General features: G+C 77.1%; 15 protein-coding genes. 4 read left to right on the top strand and 11 right to left on the bottom strand.

Features of this window, described 5'->3' with window-relative positions; genetic code table 11:
* Window positions 1–56 precede the first annotated feature (56 nt).
* From ACI8AR_RS14105 to ACI8AR_RS14090, 4 genes are all read right to left on the bottom strand, one after another.
* Window positions 57–1,280 carry an MFS transporter gene (locus ACI8AR_RS14105; protein WP_457051585.1) on the bottom strand — a complete coding sequence of 408 codons (1,224 nt, stop codon included), beginning with the start codon at window positions 1,278–1,280 and terminating at the stop codon, window positions 57–59.
* A gap of 80 nt (window positions 1,281–1,360) precedes the next feature.
* Complete coding sequence (locus ACI8AR_RS14100) at window positions 1,361–2,683, bottom strand: GAF domain-containing protein (RefSeq protein ID WP_457051584.1); 1,323 nt, start codon at window positions 2,681–2,683, stop codon at window positions 1,361–1,363.
* A gap of 80 nt (window positions 2,684–2,763) precedes the next feature.
* A complete protein-coding gene (gene mftF, locus ACI8AR_RS14095; RefSeq protein ID WP_457051583.1) occupies window positions 2,764–4,197 on the bottom strand; it encodes a mycofactocin biosynthesis glycosyltransferase MftF in 1,434 nt (477 codons plus the stop codon).
* Window positions 4,194–4,733 (bottom strand): cysteine hydrolase family protein, encoded by a 540-nt coding sequence (locus ACI8AR_RS14090; RefSeq protein ID WP_457051582.1) that lies wholly within the window; start codon window positions 4,731–4,733, stop codon window positions 4,194–4,196. The genes mftF and ACI8AR_RS14090 overlap by 4 nt, the downstream gene beginning before the upstream one ends.
* Window positions 4,734–4,814: 81 nt before the next feature.
* Here ACI8AR_RS14090 and ACI8AR_RS14085 point away from each other — a divergent pair, with 81 nt between their 5' ends.
* Window positions 4,815–5,828: an iron-siderophore ABC transporter substrate-binding protein gene (locus ACI8AR_RS14085; RefSeq protein ID WP_457051581.1), complete on the top strand. Its 1,014-nt coding sequence runs from the start codon at window positions 4,815–4,817 to the stop codon at window positions 5,826–5,828.
* 5 nt (window positions 5,829–5,833) lie between these two features.
* Here ACI8AR_RS14085 and ACI8AR_RS14080 read toward each other — a convergent pair whose 3' ends face one another.
* The 3 genes from ACI8AR_RS14080 to ACI8AR_RS14070 form a co-directional block, all read right to left on the bottom strand.
* Entirely contained in the window at window positions 5,834–7,336 is a 1,503-nt protein-coding gene (locus ACI8AR_RS14080; protein ID WP_457051580.1) for a purine-cytosine permease family protein, read from the bottom strand.
* 66 nt (window positions 7,337–7,402) lie between these two features.
* A complete protein-coding gene (gene mftE, locus ACI8AR_RS14075) occupies window positions 7,403–8,086 on the bottom strand; it encodes a mycofactocin biosynthesis peptidyl-dipeptidase MftE (protein ID WP_457051579.1) in 684 nt (227 codons plus the stop codon).
* A gap of 36 nt (window positions 8,087–8,122) precedes the next feature.
* Window positions 8,123–9,391, bottom strand: a complete 1,269-nt coding sequence (locus tag ACI8AR_RS14070; RefSeq protein WP_457051578.1) for a multidrug effflux MFS transporter — start codon at window positions 9,389–9,391, stop codon at window positions 8,123–8,125.
* A 78-nt stretch (window positions 9,392–9,469) separates the two neighbouring features.
* Between ACI8AR_RS14070 and ACI8AR_RS14065 the strand changes: the two genes are divergently transcribed.
* Window positions 9,470–9,961 (top strand): pyridoxamine 5'-phosphate oxidase family protein, encoded by a 492-nt coding sequence (locus tag ACI8AR_RS14065; protein WP_457051577.1) that lies wholly within the window; start codon window positions 9,470–9,472, stop codon window positions 9,959–9,961.
* Between the two features lie 267 nt (window positions 9,962–10,228).
* On the opposite strand, the gene mftC is transcribed toward ACI8AR_RS14065, so the two are convergent.
* Genes mftC through mftA form a run of 3 tightly spaced genes read right to left on the bottom strand, consistent with a single transcriptional unit; the run spans window position 10,229 to window position 11,875 of the window.
* Window positions 10,229–11,446, bottom strand: coding sequence for a mycofactocin radical SAM maturase (gene mftC, locus ACI8AR_RS14060; RefSeq protein WP_457051576.1), 1,218 nt, complete (start codon window positions 11,444–11,446; stop codon window positions 10,229–10,231).
* Entirely contained in the window at window positions 11,443–11,736 is a 294-nt protein-coding gene (gene mftB / locus ACI8AR_RS14055) for a mycofactocin biosynthesis chaperone MftB (RefSeq protein ID WP_457051575.1), read from the bottom strand. The genes mftC and mftB overlap by 4 nt, the downstream gene beginning before the upstream one ends.
* A 13-nt stretch (window positions 11,737–11,749) precedes the next feature.
* Window positions 11,750–11,875, bottom strand: coding sequence for a mycofactocin precursor MftA (gene mftA, locus ACI8AR_RS14050; protein ID WP_456930111.1), 126 nt, complete (start codon window positions 11,873–11,875; stop codon window positions 11,750–11,752).
* Window positions 11,876–12,008: 133 nt separating this feature from the next.
* Between mftA and ACI8AR_RS14045 the strand changes: the two genes are divergently transcribed.
* Window positions 12,009–12,620 (top strand): acyl-CoA-like ligand-binding transcription factor, encoded by a 612-nt coding sequence (locus tag ACI8AR_RS14045; protein WP_456937569.1) that lies wholly within the window; start codon window positions 12,009–12,011, stop codon window positions 12,618–12,620.
* Here ACI8AR_RS14045 and ACI8AR_RS14040 read toward each other — a convergent pair.
* A complete protein-coding gene (locus ACI8AR_RS14040; RefSeq protein ID WP_457051574.1) occupies window positions 12,617–13,819 on the bottom strand; it encodes a cysteine desulfurase-like protein in 1,203 nt (400 codons plus the stop codon). The two genes, ACI8AR_RS14045 and ACI8AR_RS14040, sit on opposite strands and share 4 nt — an antisense overlap.
* A 49-nt stretch (window positions 13,820–13,868) precedes the next feature.
* Here ACI8AR_RS14040 and ACI8AR_RS14035 point away from each other — a divergent pair, with 49 nt between their 5' ends.
* Window positions 13,869–14,330, top strand: coding sequence for an SRPBCC family protein (locus ACI8AR_RS14035; RefSeq protein ID WP_456937567.1), 462 nt, complete (start codon window positions 13,869–13,871; stop codon window positions 14,328–14,330).
* Window positions 14,331–14,473 lie beyond the last annotated feature (143 nt).

Genomic DNA, 14,473 nt, shown 5'->3' with positions numbered 1-14,473 from the left:
CCGGGCGGTGGCAGCTCCGCCGCAGGAGAGAGGTTGCAGGCCCGTTGCAGCGTGCGTCAGGCGGCGACGGCGCGCAGCTCGCGCCGCCGCAGGGCCGCGCTGCCGGCCAGCGCGACCAGGCCCAGGACGGCCAGCCCGACGCCGACCAGGCTCGGCGCGGTGTAGCCGTACCCGGCGGCGATGACCACGCCGCCGAGCCACGCGCCGAGCGCGTTGGCCGCGTTGAGGGCCGAGTGGTTGAGCGCGGCGCCGAGCATCTGCGCCTCCCCGGCCACCTCCATCAGCCGCAGCTGCAGGCAGACGACCAGCGTCGACGCGGCGACGGCGAGCAGGAAGATCCCGGCCAGCAGCGTGGGGCCGGTGGCGGCGGCGGGGCCGACCAGTGCCAGCAGGACGGCGAGCGCGACGAGGGTGGCGACCAGCGAGCGGAACAGCGCGATGTCGGCCAGCCGGCCGCCGAGCGCGGTCCCCACCACGCCGCCGATGCCGAAGGCGAGCAGCACCCAGGGGACGACGCCGCGCGAGAGCCCGGTGACCTCGGTGGTCAGCGGCGCGACGTAGCTGTAGACGGCGAACATGCCGCCGAACCCGACGGTGGCCACGGCCAGGGTGAGCAGCACCTGCGGGCGGCGCAGCGCGCCGAGCACCCCCCCCACGCTCGCGTCCCGGGCCCCGGGCGAGGAGGGGACGACGGCGAGCACGGCCGCGACGGTGAGCGCGGCGAGGACCACCACGGCCCAGTACGCCGAGCGCCAGCCCAGCGTCTGCCCGAGCCAGGTGGCCGCGGGGACGCCGGCCACGTTGGCCACGGCCAGCCCGAGCATCACCGTGCTCACCGCGCGGCCGCGCAGCGACGGCGGCACCAGCGACGCGGCGACGAGCGAGGCGACGCCGAAGTAGGCGCCGTGCGGCAGGCCGCTGACGAACCGGGCCAGCAGCAGCGACGCCGACCCGGGGGCGAGCGCGCTCAGCGCGTTGCCGGCGAGGAACGCGGCCATGAGCCCGACGAGCAGCGCGCGGCGGGGCAGCCGGGCGCCCAGCGCGGCGATGACCGGCGCGCCGACGACGACGCCGAGGGCGTAGGCGGAGATGACGTGGCCCGCGGTCGGGATGTCCACGCCGACGCCGTCGGCGATGTCGGGCAGCAGCCCCATCGTGACGAACTCGGTGGTGCCGATCGCGAACCCGCCGAGCGCGAGCGCGACCAGCGCGACCGCCACCCGCGGGGTGGCCAGGGACGTGGTCGCGGGAGCGGGCGGGGCGGCGGTGCTGGCACTCACGTGACGGTGCCAAGCGGACCGCGCCGGGCCGTATTCCCCGGGCGGCAGAAATGGCCATTTCCGCCCCACGGGCCCCGGGGTCAGGCGCGGGAGGTCCGCCGGAGGGCGAGCAGGTGGGCGGCGACCGCGCCGCGGCGCGGGGACCCGGCCGGCAGCACCTCGAGGCAGGCCTGCCAGGCAGCGGCGTCGTCGCGGGCCTCGGGCAGGGCGGTCCAGCGCAGCAGCAGCTCGGGCCGCCGGCTGGCGATCACGGCGCCGCGCAGCGCGGCGACGAGGCGGCGGCGGGCGAGGACGACGCCGGGCGCGGTCGAGCGGGGCAGCACGGGGCCGGGGTAGCGGTCCAGCGCCGCGGCGACGGCGCCGCGGTCGAGCAGCCGGCGCACCGCCTCCAGGTCGGTCTCCAGCGGGCGCAGCAGCCGGTAGGGGCGCGAGCCGACCAGGTCGTCGCCGACCAGCCGGCGCAGCCGGGACAGCTCGGCGCGCACGGTGACCGCGGCGGTGTCGCCGGCGTGGCACTCGGCGGCCAGCTGCTCGGTGCTGCGGCCCTCGCCCGCGGCGGCCGCCTCGGCGAGCAGGAGCAGCAGCTCGGAGTGGCGCAGCGAGAGCTCGACCGGGCCGCCGGGCAGGGTCAGCCGGGCGCGCTCGCGGCCGAGCACGTCCAGCCGGGGCGCGGCGGGCCGCACCGGCGGCGCGGGCCGGGGGCCGCGGGCGGCGTCGCGCTGCTCCTCGCGGTGCAGCCAGCGCAGCTCCGACTCGACGGCGGCCACGGTGGCGCGGACGAGGGTGAGCACGTGCGGGCTGGCCACGTGGTCGCCACCGGTGACGTCGATGGCGCCGAGCAGCACCCCGGTGACCGGGTGGTGCACCGGCGCGGCCGAGCAGCTCCACGGCTGCACCGGGCGGCGGTAGTGCTCGCTGCCGTAGATCTGCACCGGGTGGTCGAGGGCCAGCGCGGTGCCGGGGGCGTTGGTGCCGGCGACCTCCTCGGACCACCGGGCGCCGGCGACGAAGTTCATGGTCTCGGCCAGCGAGCGCAGGCGGTGCTCGCCCTCCACCCACAGCATCCGGCCGTCGGCGTCGGTGACCGCGACGATCATCCGGTCGGCCTCGGCGTCCTCGACCAGCAGCCGGCGGATCACCGGCAGCACCGGGGCCAGCGGGTGGGCGGCGCGGTAGGCGGCCAGGTCGTCGTCGAGCAGGTCGACCGGCGGGCCCTGCCCGTCCGGGTCGACGCCGCTGCCCAGGCTGCGCCGCCAGGAGTCCCAGACCACCGACCGCACGTCCGGCCGGGGCGGCGGGGCACCGCGGGTCACCAGCGTCTCGTGCGCCGCACGCAGGCGACGGGTGAGCCCGGGCGTGGGGCGCCCCTCGGGCAGCGCGAGCCACGGGCTGACGCTGGTCACGACGTGTCCCCCGGGCTGAGAGTCATGGCCCGCACATGGTGACCCGGATCGCACGATTCCACCAGCGACCGAACCGGGCGTCAGACCGACGGGGGCCGCGCCGGCAGCAGCGCGGCCGGGTCGCGGCGGCGCAGCGCGCCCGCCCACAGGCCCGCGCCGTAGGCCAGGTCCTCCAGCCGGCGGGCGGCGGCGAAGCGCACGAGGTCCACCTCCGCCCGGTGCGGCCACCAGGCGAGGACGGCGTCGGCGGCGGCGACGGCCAGCGCGGTCCGCCGCGCGCGGCGGGACACCAGCGCCGCGGCGGCGGTCAGCGGCCAGTGGTGCCGGGTGGCCGAGCGGGCGAGCGTGCGGCCGGCCGCGGCCGTCCCGCGCAGCACCAGCGCCGCGGCGAGGCCGTACGGGGAGCGGCGGCCCGGGCCGGCGACGCGGTGCGCCAGGCGGACCGTCGCGTCGCCGAGGACGGCGGCCGCGAGCACCCGGCCGGCGCGCCCGCCGGCCAGCGCGAGGGCCAGCGCGGCGGCCGACCACGGGCTCACGACGACCGGCGCGACGGCGCGGCCGTGCCGGGCGGCCAGCGGCGCCGCCCCGGTGCCGTAGACCGCCCGCCGGCGCAGCCACGCGCCGGTGGCCGAGGGGTGCTCGTGGTCCACGCGCGCGGCCGGCTCGTAGCGCACCCGCCAGCCGGCCGCGGCCAGCCGCCACACCAGGTCGACGTCCTCGGCCACCCGCATGCCGGCGTCGAAGCCGGCGCCCAGCGCCGCCCGCCGGACCAGCAGCGCCGCGCTGGGCAGGTAGGACAGGCCCGACAGCGGCGCGACCGGCCCCGGGTCCGGGCCCATGTCCAGGGCGCTGACCGCCGTCTCGTAGGCGGTCACCCACCCGGGGTCCGCGGCGGGCAGGGCGGTGATCCGCGGCGCGACGACGGCCAGCCGCGGGTCGGCGAGGTGCGGCAGCAGCGTCGCCAGCCAGCCGGGCCGGGGCACGCAGTCGGAGTCGAGGAAGGCGACGGCGGCGGTCGTCGCGGCGCGCAGCCCGGTGTTCCGCGCGGCGGCCGGCCCGAGCGGGCGGTCGTGCCGCAGCACCTCCGCCCCGCCCGCGGCGGCGGCCGCGGCCAGCGCGGGGGCGTCGGCTGAGCCGTCGTCGACGACGAGCACGCGCACGGCGGCGGTGTCCGGGTCGGCGCGCAGCGCGGCCAGCAGGCGGGCGACACCGGCGGCGCGGTCGCGCACCGGGACGACGACGGTGACGCCGTCCGGGCCGGGCGCGGGGCCGGCGGGCTCGGGGACGGCGACCCCGGCGTCCTGCAGGCGCGCCGCGAGCGCCGCCGTCGCCGGGCCGGTGACGACGAGGCGGTCGCCGGCGAGCAGGTCGCGGGCGCGCGGCGCGAGGCGCAGCAGCCGCAGCGGCGAGCCGCCGAGCAGCGCCGCGCCGTCCTCCAGGCGGCGGGTGCGCGGGTCCAGCCACACCGCCCAGCCGTCGGGCAGCCGGGCGTCCGGGGGCGGCGGGAGCCTCACCCGGCCAGCACGGCGTCGGTGGTGGTGACCTCGACCAGCGGCGCGTAGAGGCCCATGAGGCCCAGCGCCTTCCGGTGGTCGTCGTCGGTGCTGCCGGCGCAGGCGTCGGCGACCACGCGCACCGGCACGCCGGCGTCGGCGGCGGGCAGCACGGTGGAGACGACGCAGCAGTCGGTGGCCACGCCGGCCACGGTCAGCGGCCCGGCGCCGACCACCTCCGCCAGCTCCGGGCCCCACTTGCCGAAGGTGGTCGCGGTGAGCACCCGGGCCGGGCCGGGGTCCTCGACCAGGTCCCACAGCGGGGCGTCGGGCGGCTGCAGCGCGAACGGGAACCGCTCGTAGTAGTCGACCCAGGCGCCGGCGGGCTCCCGCGGCGCGACGAACCGGGTGAGGACGACGCGGTCGCCGAAGGCGGCCACCAGGCGCCGGATGCGCGGGCGGACCTCCTCGTAGCGGGGCGCCGCCCACGGGGAGCCGGGGTCGGCGAACACCCGCTGCGGGTCGACGACGACCAGCCAGCCGGAGGGGGGCGTCACGGCCGGACCCTAACCGCCCGCGGTGCCGCGGCCAGGTTTGGTCAGGCTACCCTTACCCCGACCGACCGAAGGAGCCCGTCCATGTCCCGTCCCCTCACCCGGCGCGCCGCCCTGGCCGCGGCCGCCCTCACCACCGCCGCGGCGCTGGCCGCCTGCGGCTCCGACGACGGGGGCTCGACGGCGGGGTCCTCGGCGTCCTCCCCCGCGGCCGGCGGCGACGGCGCCTTCCCCGTCACCGTCAGCACCGCCTTCGGCGACGTCGAGATCGAGGAGGAGCCGCAGCGCGTGGTGGCCCTCGGCTGGTCCGACGCCGAGACGGCCCTGGCGCTGGGCGTGCAGCCGGTCGGCGCGAGCGACTGGCTCGGCTTCGGCGGCGAGGGCGTCGGCCCGTGGGCCGAGGGGCTCTACGACGAGGCGCCGGAGATCATCGAGACGCTCGAGCCCAGCCTCGAGGCGATCGCCGCGCTGGAGCCCGACCTCATCCTCGACACCCGCTCCGACGGCACCCAGGAGCGCTACGACTCCCTCAGCGCGATCGCGCCGACCGTGGGGATCCCCGAGGGCGCCGAGCAGTACGTGACCACCTGGCAGCAGCAGCTCGAGCTGGTCGGGCAGGCGCTCGGGAAGAGCGACGAGGCCGCGCAGCTGCGGAGCGACCTCGAGCAGCGCTTCGCCGACGCCGCGGCGGCCAACCCGGCCTTCGACGGCACCGAGGTCGCCGTCGGCGCGTACACCTCCGAGGGCTTCGGCGCCTACGTCCGCGGCGACACCCGCGTCGACTTCATGGAGGCGCTGGGCTTCACGAACAAGCAGGCGATCCAGGACCTCTCCACGGAGAGCTTCTTCGTCCCCGTCTCCGACGAGCAGGTCTCCGTGCTCGACGCGCCGCTGACCGTCGTCTTCCCGATCTTCGTCGACCCGGCGCAGATCACCTCGAACCCGCTGTGGCAGACGCTGCCCTCGGTGCAGCAGGGCAACGCGCTCGTGCTCGAGGACGAGACGCTGGTCAACGCCTTCTCCAGCGGCTCGGTCCTCGGCACGGAGTACGCCCTGGACAACGCGGTGCCGCTGTTCGCGGAGACGCTGCAGGGCTGACCGGCTCAGTACGCAGGAGGCCGTCCCGGCACCGCCGGGGCGGCCTCCTGCGTCCGCACCGCCCCCCGGCGCAGCGCGAGCGTGCCGAGCAGCCCGACGAGGAAGGCGGCCAGCACGCCGAGGTTGGCGAAGGCCCAGTCGCCCTCGCGGCCGCCGAGCCCGAGCGGGCCGAGCAGGTAGCCCTGCCAGTCCAGCCAGCCGGCGTAGGTGTTGGTGACCAGCCCCCAGCCGAGCACGGTGCCCACCGCGAGCAGCAGCAGCGGCACCGGCGGGACGGCGCCGTAGCGGCCGCGGGCGTCGTAGAGGTCGGCCTCGGCGTAGTGGCGGCGGCGCAGCGCGAGGTCGCCGAGGAAGATCCCGCACCAGGCGGCGATCGGCACGCCGAGGGTGATGAGGAAGCCCTGGAACTGGACCGAGAAGCTCGCGTCGGCCAGGAACACCACCCAGATCGCGCCCAGCACCATGAGGGTGCCGTCGATGCCGGCGGCGACCGGGCGGGGCACCCGCACCCCGGCGGCCAGCAGCGACAGCCCCGACGAGTAGATGTCCAGCAGCGCGCCGCCGACCAGGCCGAGCACCGCGACGACGACGAACGGCACGAGGAACCAGGTCGGCAGGATGGCGCCGAGCGCGCCGATCGGGTCGGCGCCGATCGCGCCCGACAGCTCCGGGTCCGAGGCGGCCAGCAGCAGGCCGGTGCCCAGCAGGACCACCGGGGCCAGCGCGCCGCCGAACGTCGTCCAGCCGACGACGCCGCCGGTCGACGCCGTCCGCGGCAGGTAGCGGGAGTAGTCGGCCGCGGCGTTCACCCAGCCGAAGCCGTAGCCGGTCATCGCCAGCACGAGCGCGCCGACGACGGCCGCCGTCGTACCGCCCGGGACCGCGGTCACCGCCGACCAGTCGACGTCGTCCACCACCAGCACCACGTAGACGACGGTGAGCACGCCGCTGACGACGGTGATCACCGCCTGCATGCGCATGATCGCGTCGAAGCCGAGCACGCCGCCGGCCACGACCAGCGCGGCGACGACGAGCAGCGCGACCACCTGGGTCGCCGTCCCGCCGCTCCAGCCCAGCTGCCCGAACACCGTCGCCGTCGCGAGGGTGGCGAGGCTGACCAGCACCGTCTCCCAGCCCACGGTGAGGACCCAGGACAGCGCGGCCGGGACCCGGTTGCCGTGCACGCCGAACGCGGCGCGGCTGAGCACGAGGGTGGGCGCCGAGCCGCGCTTGCCGGCGATCGCGACGAGCCCGCAGAGCAGGAACGAGACGACGATGCCGACGGTCCCGGCGACCAGCGCCTGCCCGGCGGAGATGCCGAAGCCGAGCAGGAACGAGCCGTAGGCCAGGCCGAGGACGCTCACGTTGGCGCCGAACCACGGCCAGAACAGCTGGCGCGGGCGGCCGCGGCGCTCCTCCTCGGAGATGACGTTGATGCCGTTGGTCTCGACGGCGCCGCGCCCCGCGGCCACCTCCGCGCCCCGGTCGACGGCCGGCTGCTGGGTCATCGGCGGCTCCTCCCCGTGTCGTGTCCCCGCCATCCTGGCGCGCCGGGGGGACCGCGGCCCGCGGGGCTAGCGGAGCCGCCCGTCGTCGCCCACGTCCCAGCGGGCCACCGCCGCCGCGAGGCGGGCCGCGAGGCCGGCCAGCAGGCGGGCGCCCTCCTCCGCCGAGGCGCCGGCCGGGTCGCCGAGCACGCCGGTGGGGCTCACCCCGTGCACCCCCTCGGCGCGCAGCCGGGGCAGCAGGTCGCCGATCGGCGTCGTCACGCCGGCGACCAGGGCCCCGCACCGGACCGACCCCGGTTCCACGTGCAACACCAGCGAGGTCTCGGTGCGCCCGGCGTGCGCGTCGCCACCCGGGACGCCGCAGGGGGACCAGGCGGCGTCGCGGCCCTCGGCGCGCAGCAGCGGCACGGCCCGGCGCAGCGCGTCGAGGTTGCCGCCGTGCCCGTTGACGACGAGCAGCCGGCCGGCCCAGCGGCAGGCGGAGCGGCCGTACTCGACCAGCAGCGTGGTCAGCGCCTCGGTGCCGATCGAGACGGTGCCGGGGAAGCCCTCGTGCTCGCCGCTGGCGCCGTAGGGGAGGGCGGGGGCCAGGACGCCGTCGAGGTCCGCCGCCCGCGCCACCGCCTCGGCCACGACCGTGTCCGTGGCGAACGGCAGGCCGGGCCCGTGCTGCTCGACCGAGCCGAGCGGGACGACCAGCAGCGGGCGCTCGGGCAGCTCCGGCCACGCGGCGCCGGCCAGGTCGGGCACCGGGTCAGCCTAGGCAGTTCCCCGCGGCCGGGCGGCTCAGGCGGGGACGGCCTCGGCGTCGACGGGCAGCCGCCACGGCCGGACGACGAGCAGCAGGACCGCGATCGCCACGACCAGCGCGGCCAGGACGACGACGCCCATCGCGACCGCGTCGTTGCCGAGCACGCCGACCAGCGGGGCGACCGCAGCGCCGACGCCGAACTGCACCGCGCCGAGCAGCGCCGCCGCGGTGCCGGCCGCCTCGCCGTGCCGGGACAGCGCGAGCGCCGGGGCGTTGGGCAGCGCCAGGCCGGAGGCGAACAGCACCGCCCACAGCGGCAGCGCGATCGCCCACAGCCCGCCGGTGCCGGTGCCCGCGAGCACCAGCAGCACCGCGCCCGCGAGCGCCCCGACGACGACGCCGGTCACGAGCACCTGGGCGGGGGAGAACCAGCGCAGCACGACCGGGTTGAGCTGGGTGGCGCCGATCAGCCAGACGGCGCCGGCGCCGAAGAGCAGGCCGAACTGCTGCTCGTCGAGGCCGAACTGGTCCTGGAAGACGAACGAGGAGCCCGAGACGTAGCTGAACAGCCCGGCCATCGTCAGCCCTGCGACCAGCACCAGCCCGACGTAGGCGCGGTCGCGCAGCAGCGCCCGGTAGCCGCGCAGCGTCCCGGCGACGCCGCTGCTGCGCCGCCGCTCGGGCGGCAGCGTCTCGCGCACCGCGAACCAGCCGACCGCGAGCAGCGCCAGGCCGTAGACGGCGAGCAGCAGGAACACGCCGCGCCACGAGGTGACCCGGAGCACCTCCCCGCCGACGGTCGGCGCGAGCACCGGCGCCGCGCCGAGGACGAGGAACAGTCGGGAGAGCATGGTGGCCGCGGCCCGGCCCTCGAACAGGTCCCGCACGACGGCGAGCGCGATGACCGCGCCGGCCGCCGTCCCCACGCCCTGCAGGAAGCGCAGCGCGCCGAGCACCGCGATCGACGGCGCGACGAGCACCAGCAGCGAGGCGACGACGTGCAGCGCGGTGCCCGCCAGCAGCGGGCGGCGCCGGCCCAGGGCGTCCGACAGCGGCCCGAGCACGAGCTGGCCGAGCGCCAGGCCGACCAGCGTGCCGGTGAGGGTCAGCTGCACCGTGGCCGAGCTGGTCCGCAGGTCGTCGGCGATGGTGGGCAGCGCCGGGAGGTACATGTCCACGGTGAGGGGCCCGAGGGCCACGAAGGCGCCGAGGGTGAGCGCGGTGCGGGCGGTCCCGGGCCGGTCGGGGGTCGTGGCCGGTCTCGTCGCCGGCCGGTCCTGGATCGTCGTCACGACGTTGCGCAAGGCAACCGGGTGCCGGTGCATTCCGGGACGCCGGGGTGTCGCCCGTGTCGCGCGGCCGATCCGGGGAAGGGCAGGGGCATGACCACCGACTCGCAGGACGCCACCGCCAAGGTCGCCGGGCTCATCAAGGGGCAGAAGTTCGGCTTCCTCACCACGACCATGCCCGACGGGCGGCTGACCAGCCGGCCCATGGCGCTCCAGGAGGTCGAGTTCGACGGCGGCCTCTGGTTCTTCGCCGAGCACGACGCCCCGTGGCTCGCGCACGTCCAGGCCTCGCCGCAGGTCAACGTCGGCATCGGCTCGGGCGGCACCTGGGTGTCGCTGACCGGGACCGCGCGCGTCGTCGACGACGTCGCGAAGAAGAAGGAGCTGTGGAACGGCGGCGTCGAGGCGTGGCTGCCGCAGGGGCCCGAGGACCCGTCCGTCGTCCTGGTGAAGGTCGACGGCGACACCGCCGAGTACTGGGACAGCCCCGGCAACCGGCTGGCGACGGCGCTGAGCTTCGTCAAGGCCAAGACCACCGGCTCGAAGCCCGACACCGGGGAGAAGGACGTCGTCGACCTCCCCTGAGGGAGGACCCCCTCGGCCCCCGGCCCACGCTCCGCGCGGGCCGGGGCCCTGCGAGGGGGCCAGGGGCACCCAGCGGACTCCCAGGCGGGTCACCGGGCCCGGTCAGGGACGGCGGTCAGCCTGGGGGCACGTCGTCCCGGAGGTGCCCCGTGCTCACCCTCGCCCTGCTCGTCGCCCTGCTCCTGACCATGACCCTGGCCGACCTCGCCCCCGGCCTGCTCCCCGACGGGCCGGGCCCCGCCGGGGTGGCGCCGATCCGCTGAGGCCTCAGCCCGGCTGCAGGCCGGCCAGCGGCGACTCGTCGCACGCCTTGGCCGGCGGGAGCGACGGCATGCCCAGCAGCGTGGGCTGGCCGCGGACCGGGCCGGTGTGCGAGTGGTCCAGGTGGCTGCGCGGCGCGACGAGGTCGGCGTCGCGCGCGGCCAGCGCGGTCTCGCCGTAGCCCTGCACGCACTCCGGGTCGGGCCCGTCGAGCGGCAGGCCGGTGAAGAACTTGGCCGCCATGCAGCCGCCGCGGCAGGCGTCGAAGTGCGCGCACTTCGTGCAGGCGCCGCCGGTCTGCGGGCTGCGCAGCTCGGCGAACAGCTCGCTCTGCTGCCAGACCCGCTGGAAGCCGCCCGGCGAGCGGACGTTGCCGGCGAGGAACTGCTCGTGGATGGCGAACGGGCAGGCGTAGACGTCGCCGACCGGGTCGATGAGGCAGACCACCCGCCCGGCGCCGCACAGGTTCAGGCCGGGCAGCGCCTCGCCGTAGGCGGACAGGTGGAAGAACGAGTCGCCGGTGAGCACCCGGTCGCCGTTGGCGAGCAGCCAGGCGTAGAGCTCGCGCTGCTGGGCCAGGGTGGGGTGCAGCTGGTCCCAGACGTCGGCGCCGCGCCCGGACGGGCGCAGCCGGGTGATCCGCAGCTGCGCGCCGTAGCGGTCGGTCAGCGCCTTGAAGTCGTCGAGCTGGGAGACGTTCTCCCGGGTGACGACGACGGAGACCTTGAAGTCGCGCATCCCGGCCTCGGCCAGGTTCTCCAGGGCCTTCACCGCGGTGGCGAACGAGCCGGTGCCGCGGACGCGGTCGTTGACCTCGGCGGTGGCGCCGTCGAGGGAGATCTGCACGTCGACGTAGTCGGTGGCCGCCAGCTGCCGCGCCCGCTCGGCGTTCAGCTTGACGCCGTTGGTGGAGAACTTGACGCCGACGTCGTGACCGATGGCGTAGTCGAGCAGGTGCCAGAAGTCCGGCCGCACGGTCGGCTCGCCGCCGCCGACGTTGACGTAGAAGACCTGCATCCGCTGCAGCTCGTCGATCACCGCCTCGGCCTCGGCGGTGGTCAGCTCGCGGGGGTCACGCCGGCCCGAGGAGGACAGGCAGTGCACGCACGCCAGGTTGCAGGCGTAGGTGAGCTCCCAGGTCAGGCAGATCGGGGCGTCCAGGCCGTACTCGAACTGGTCGACCAGCCGGCCACCCGTGGGGCGCTGGGGGACGACGGCGGTCATGCGCGCACCTCGATCATCTGGGAACGGGCGAGGTCGGCGAGCGCCCTCACGTAGGCGGGCCGCTGGGCCTCGGGGACGCCGCACGCGGCGAGCGTGGCGTCGGCGCTGGGGTGGTCGGCGAGGGTCTCCACGACGCTGACCAGCGTCTTCGACTTGAGGAAGGACAGCTTCCGGTTGCCGAAGTGGTACACGAGAGCCCCGAACGGCTCCGGCCGCAGCGCCACCGACCGGGTGCGCCGCCAGGGTCGGGCCGGGTCGAAGACGTCCGCGGCGGGAGCGGCGGGGGTCACGGGACCGGTCGGCTCAGTAGACGCCGCACATGCCGTCGATGGAGACCTCCTCGACGAGGGACTCCTCGACCAGCTCCTCCTCGGCCGCAGCGGTCGCGACCGCGTCCTGGGTCTCGGTCTGGGCGGTCGTCTCGGGCATGCGGGGCCTCCGGAGAGCGGCGGAACGGGATGCGGGGGACGTTAGAGACACCGGGTGCCACCGGCAAGCGAGGGGGGTGGCCGCCGGCCGGCGAGGGGCTGACCGGCGCGGCCGGGTGGGACAGGATGGGCGCGTGAGCCCGCCGACGATGACCGCCGTCCCACCGGCCGTGGACGACGGCCTCGGCAGCACCCGCGCCCGGATCGAGCGCGCGGCCCTCGAGCTGTTCACCGCCGCGGGTTTCGAGCAGGTGACCATCGAGGAGGTCGCCGCCGCCGCGGGCACCAGCCGGCGCACGTTCTTCCGGCACGTGGGCGGCAAGGCCGACGCCGTGTGGGGGGACTTCGCCGGCCACGTGTCCCGGCTGGCCGCCCTGCTGGACGCCGCCGGCGACGACGTCCCGGTGCTGCCCGCCGTGTTCGGCGCCTACGTCGAGGTCAACGACTACGCCGAGGCCGACCTGCCGGTGCTGCGGCAGCGGATGCGGCTGATCCTCACCGAGCCGGCGCTGCTGGCGCACTCGCAGCTGCGCTACGCCGAGGTCGACGAGGTGGTGGCGCGCTACGTCGCCCGCCGCCGCGGCCAGAGCCCCGCCGACCTGCTCCCCCGCCTGGTCGCCACCGCCACGCGCGCGGCCGCGACCACCGCGTTCGAGGTCTGGCTGGCCGGCGGCAACGGCTCCCTCGCGGAGGCGCTGCGGACGGCGTTCGCCCAGCTCGCGGAGGGCTTCCCCGACCTGCGCTAGAGCGCGGCGCGCAGGCCCGCGAGCAGGCGGTCGACGTCGTCGTCGTCGCTGTAGGGCGCGAGCCCGACGCGCAGCCCGCCGGCGTCGCCGAGCCCCAGCCGGCGGGAGGCCTCGATCGCGTAGAAGTTGCCGGCCGGGGCGTTGACCCGCCGCTCGGCCAGCGCACGCGAGACCTCGGCGGCGGGCCGGTCGGCGAAGGTGAGCAGCAGGGTCGGCGTCCGGTGCCGGGCGCGGGACCACAGCGTGACGCCGGGGAGCTCCGCGACCCCCTCCTCGATGCGCTCGCGCAGCCGGTCCTCGTGCGCCTCGACGGCGGCCATCCCGGCGGTCAGCCGGGCGCGCCGGTCGCCCTCCGGGCCGCCGAGGGCGGCGAGGTAGTCGACGGCCGCGGTGGTCCCGGCCAGCAGCTCGTAGGGCAGCGTGCCGAGCTCGAACCGCTCCGGGACGGCGTCGGTCGAGGGCAGCAGCTTGTCCGGGTGCAGCGTCTCCAGCAGCGCCGGCGCGGCGGTCACGCAGCCCAGGTGCGGGCCGAGGAACTTGTACGGCGAGCAGGCGTAGAGGTCCGCGCCGAGCGCGGCGACGTCGACCGGCGCGTGCGCGGTGAGGTGCACCCCGTCGACGTAGGTGAGCGCCCCGGCGTCGTGGGCGAGGACGGTGAGCGCCGCGACGTCGGGCCGGGTGCCGATGAGGTTCGAGGCGCCGGTGACCGCGACCAGGCGGGTGCGCTCCGACAGCACCGCCCGCAGCGCCTCGGCGGTCAGCTCCCCGGTGTCCGGGTCGAGGTCGGCCCAGCGGACGGTCGCGCCGCGGGCGGCGGCGGCCTGCACCCACGGCCGCACGTTGGCGTCGTGGTCCAGGCGGGTGACGACGACCTCGTCGCCGGGTCCCCAGGCGGCGGCCAGCGTGCGGGAGAGGTCGTAGGTCAGCTGGGTCATCGAGCGGCCGAAGACGACCCCGCCCGGGTCCCCGCCCACCAGGTCCGCGACGGCGGCGCGGGCGGCCAGGACGACGTCGTCGGCGTTGCGCTCGGCCTCGGTCAGCCGGCCGCGGTTGGCGATCGGGGACCCCAGGGTGGCCGCCACCGCGTGCGCGACCTGGCGCGGCACCTGGGAGCCGCCCGGCCCGTCGAAGTGGGCGGCCCCGGCGCGCAGGGCCGGGAAGTCAGCGCGGACGGCGGCGACGTCGTAGCTCGTGTGCACGGGGGCAGCATGCCCGGCGGCCTGGCGCCGCCCGTGCACACTCCCGGGCGTGGACTCCCTGACGCACTCCGACTCGATCGTCGTCGCCGCCTCCCCGGAGGAGGTGTACGACCTGGTCAGCGACGTGACCCGCACCGGCGAGTGGAGCCCGATCTGCGCCGCCTGCTGGTGGGACGAGGGCGCCACCGGGCAGGTCGGCGACTGGTTCACCGGCCGCAACGTCACGCCCGAGCGGACCTGGGAGACGCGCAGCCAGGTGGTGGCGGCCGACCGCGGCCGGGAGTTCGCGTGGCTCGTCAGCGGGCGGCTGGTCCGGTGGGGCTACCTGCTCGAGCCGGTCGAGGGCGGCACCCGGCTGACCGAGACGTGGGAGTTCCTGCCCGCCGGCCTGGAGTTCTTCGCCGAGCGCTACGGCGAGGACGCCCCGCGGCAGATCGAGCAGCGCACGCGCGCGGCGCACGAGGGCATCCCGGCGACGCTGGCCGCGATCAAGCGCATCGCCGAGTCCTGACGCCCGTGCACTACCGCGGAGATGCCCGGAGCGCATCGAGGAGGGGGTCGCGGAGCTCCCCGGCGTCACGCTGTGGTCCCGCGCCCGGCACCGGACGCCGACCCTGCTGCTCACCTTCGCCGACCGGCCCGCCGCCGAGGTCT

It is taken from the genome of Geodermatophilus sp. SYSU D01036 (assembly GCF_054050435.1).
This window is presented reverse-complemented; position numbering and strand designations above follow the sequence as displayed.